Here is a 3534-nt window from a genome sequence, read left to right on the forward strand (position 1 = left end):
AGCCATACGTTTAAGTATGTGGAGTATGAGGTGTGACAGTATGTAGAAAAGGGTTGGATTCCCAGGTTATATCTTGCTAGAAATAAATTGTACGAAACTTTCTTATGATAGTCTGGATTCAAAAACCGGGAAATCACTTTTTAAAACCTTTGCCCACTTCCTCTCGCCAAAACTTCAAACTTTCTTGATCTGACCATTCTTTATCCGGATAGTTGGGGCTTAACAAAAGATTTGTTGTTCTCTTGACCAACATACCGTCTTTAACAAAGCTATCCCCTCTTTCCTTTAAATGGCTGATCATCCTCGATCTCCATAATTCAAGTCTTGGGGAATAGCCTTTATCAGAAATTAAGTTTGTTGTTTCCCCTGGATCCTTTTCAATGTCAAACAGCTGCTCTTCTCCTGTGGAAAAAAACCAAATATACTTTTCTTTACCATCTGTAAGCGCTGCCCAATAATTATCAAACATATAGGTGGAAGCATGTTCGAGGTCTATATATTTCCGCCATTCTTTGGTATTTGGATCTGCCAACAGCCCCAAAAGTGAACTCCCTTCCATGATATTGGGCTTAATGCCACCACCTGCTTCCAAAAAAGTAGGTAAAATATCCCTGATTTCAACTGGATAGGGGAGTTTCTCCAATGAGGTATCATAGTCAAATGATTTGGGTGGTTTTATCACCAAGGGTACTTTGGAGGAACCTTCGTATGCATAGGTTTTTCTCCAATGGTGATGATCGCCAAGCATATCTCCATGATCTGAAACAAACAGAATCAGGCTGTTGTCATACATGTTTTTTTCTTTCAAAGCCGCCATGATTTTCCCTATTTGCTCATCTATAAAAGTGACCAAAGCAAAGTAATGTCTTCGACTATGGAGAGCATGATCTACTCCAAAATCCCCAAAAGCTGCCTCCCGATCTTTTGGAAAGTTTCTGAATTTTTCTGACCATTCTCCTTCAAAAGGGGCTTTGATGGGAAGATTTTCGTATAGGTCCAGAAAACGCTGCGGCGGATCATAAGGGCTATGAGGCCTTGCAAAAGAAACTTTCAAAAACAAAGGATTTTCCAAATCGTAGTTTTCCAAAAACTCTACCGCCATCTCAGATTTCCAATGGTCAGGATGTAAATGTTCCTCTAATTGATAAACTTTTGCATGATGCTCATTCCATAAGATTCCTGTTTCATCCGGATCTTGACCGGGAGCGTTCAATTTAAACCAAGTTCGGTAGTCACTGATAAAGCCATCTGATTCTATTCTACCACTTTCATCTATCAAAGTGCCATGAAATCCATGCAAAGTCTTCTGGGGAGTCCAATGCATTTTGCCTATGCCATAGGTGTAATAACCCAAATCTCTGAGCATTGCGGGCATTTCATATGGATACTGCCGAGCAACTTTGGCATACCCAAGCATACCATGACCCCAAGGTGACATTCCTGTCAGCAATGCTGCCCTCGCCGGAGTACAACTTGGCGTGGAAGAATAGGCATTGGTAAAATATACTCCTTCCGCTGCCAATTGATTAAGGTTTGGGGTAATGATATTCGACCCATCAATATACCCCACTGCATCATAGCGCTGCTGGTCTGTTACAATCAAAATGATATGGGGCTTTTGGGCAAAGGAATTATAAAAAGCAAAGACAAATAGGAAAATTAAGGTAAAAATTTTATTTCGTAATGAGTGCTTTGAAAACATAAGAACTTAAGATTTTAAACTGAAAGACTGTAACTGAATTTTCAATTTTGACGATTACCCAATATAAATTGAAAAATCAAGATTACATAAAATTCATTTTTTTTAGTCCAAAAGTAAGCATATGAGTATTTTTATTCAAAGCACCCTGCTCTCCGAATACAGATCATAAGCAGCTACCAACAACTGATTTTCTGGGGATTGCCCATAGCGGGCAAATTCATGGATATCGCTCCGTTTTTCTGTATAAACTGGCATATACTTGGTATCAAGTTCATCCCAAATAACCAATAAATAAGCATAAGGAATCCTGCTTTCGCGCCCTTTTTCTAACCAGGCATCAAAAAGCGATTCATCTAAGGATTGGGGATAATCCGGTCCGTTAAACATCAGATTAAAATTTACATTTTTTCCAAAGATAGGATAGACTCTTCGCTGTTCAAAATCCAGCATTCTATCTTGGATTCGTATTAATTTTCTTAGGATTGTTCTTTAAATGAAACTATCAAGAGTGTTGGAATATAACTCCCATTTGGGCTATATCCATGGCCTAATTACCAGGTGGATTCCAATCTGCCGGTGGATCAACCGGTAATGGTGGTGGAAAAAATCCAATTCTAGGGTCTCGATTTTTCCCATCAGGATCCAAATACTCCCTGCAGTCGAAGGGGATGATAGTGGCCGGTGTTTGCACAAATTCCAATTTTGACTTTTGAATGTAGGTTCTCAGAAATCGCTCATCTGAAGCAAAAAAATAACCTAAAACCTGCTCACTGGGATCATCAATATTTATCATATTGCCTCTGATATTGGCAGGGGGAGGGTCAAAGACAGATCCTGAAAGATTAACCTGTTGGCTAATCAGCTTTAAAAACCGATGTGCTTCATCCGATATTGATAAATGCTGCACATCCAAGCGATAAGTATCTTTAAAACGAACGCCATTATCTACCACATAAGCAATCGCCCTTCTTTGGTAAAGTCCATTAAAATCAATATCTGAAACAGTATTGACGTTTAAAGGAAAGGGCATTTCCTTATGATAACAAATTTCACAGCAATCTTTTACACTCATATGCAGTTCAGGCTCAGCAACAAGCACAAAATCTGATTCCAAGGTTTTCCAGTAATAATTGTTTTTCACATCTGAAGGATCTTGAAAATGAGCCCTTATCTCTACTCCAATTTGATCATTCAAAATATCTTCTGTAGCTGATCTGACAGCATGGTAAGTCACAGAATCAACTTCAGGTACTGGGCTGACAATTTCAGGAAAAGATTGATATTTAGATCCATCTACCAGTTCAATATGCAGGGTATATGACCTGCCTACAATAGCAGAAAAGTCTGCAGAGGTCTGATAAAACCCTCTTAATCTATCAAAGTTATCAAGAGGTGGCTTTAAATTTAAAACTTCAACATTCCCCAGATTATCTCTCAAATACACTGTAGCGGTAATTATCCCAGGTCCTGGACCGGTAAACTCTGGGCCAAAAGGCATTGAATAAGATAACCTTATCTCATGTACTTTAGGAACGGTAGTTATAAAACCCTCTACATTTAAAATTCTATCTGTATTTAGGCTTTCTACTGAAAAAGGTGAGATACAGGTAGAAAAAATTACAAGGATTAGCAATGTGTACCAAAGGTTTTTCATAATTGATTCAAATCCATACACTAATTAATAATACTGTTTGATCTGGCTTTTTCCAAATTATTTTAAGTAAATATTTAGAATACATTGACTAAAATGTTGAATTTCTTATTAAGAATCAACTTAAAATAACGGGCACTAAGAATAATTATGGATAAGCAAAAATAGGACGCTATGATAT

At 37.9% G+C, this 3534-nt stretch carries 3 protein-coding genes; all 3 read right to left on the bottom strand.

Translation table 11 applies throughout. The annotated features are described in order from the left end of the window. Positions 1 to 133: 133 nt before the first annotated feature. Entirely contained in the window at positions 134 to 1702 is a 1569-nt protein-coding gene (locus QZT73_RS15940) for an arylsulfatase (RefSeq protein ID WP_291789206.1), read from the bottom strand. Positions 1703 to 1837: 135 nt separating this feature from the next. Then, positions 1838 to 2089 carry a hypothetical protein gene (locus QZT73_RS15945; protein ID WP_291784734.1) on the bottom strand — a complete coding sequence of 84 codons (252 nt, stop codon included), beginning with the start codon at positions 2087 to 2089 and terminating at the stop codon, positions 1838 to 1840. A 160-nt stretch (positions 2090 to 2249) separates the two neighbouring features. After that, positions 2250 to 3356, bottom strand: a complete 1107-nt coding sequence (locus QZT73_RS15950; protein ID WP_291789209.1) for a DUF4249 domain-containing protein — start codon at positions 3354 to 3356, stop codon at positions 2250 to 2252. Between the last annotated feature and the right edge of the window lie 178 nt (positions 3357 to 3534).

It is taken from the genome of Cecembia sp., from assembly GCF_007126775.1.
Lineage (GTDB): Bacteria > Bacteroidota > Bacteroidia > Cytophagales > Cyclobacteriaceae > Cecembia.

What these genes read in the sequence shown, in the direction of transcription:
- QZT73_RS15940 (WP_291789206.1), bottom strand. Translation starts at nt 1,702, where the DNA reads ATGTTTTCAAAGCACTCATTACGAAATAAAATTTTTACCTTAATTTTC.
- QZT73_RS15945 (WP_291784734.1), bottom strand. Translation starts at nt 2,089, where the DNA reads ATGTTTAACGGACCGGATTATCCCCAATCCTTAGATGAATCGCTTTTT.
- QZT73_RS15950 (WP_291789209.1), bottom strand. Translation starts at nt 3,356, where the DNA reads ATGAAAAACCTTTGGTACACATTGCTAATCCTTGTAATTTTTTCTACC.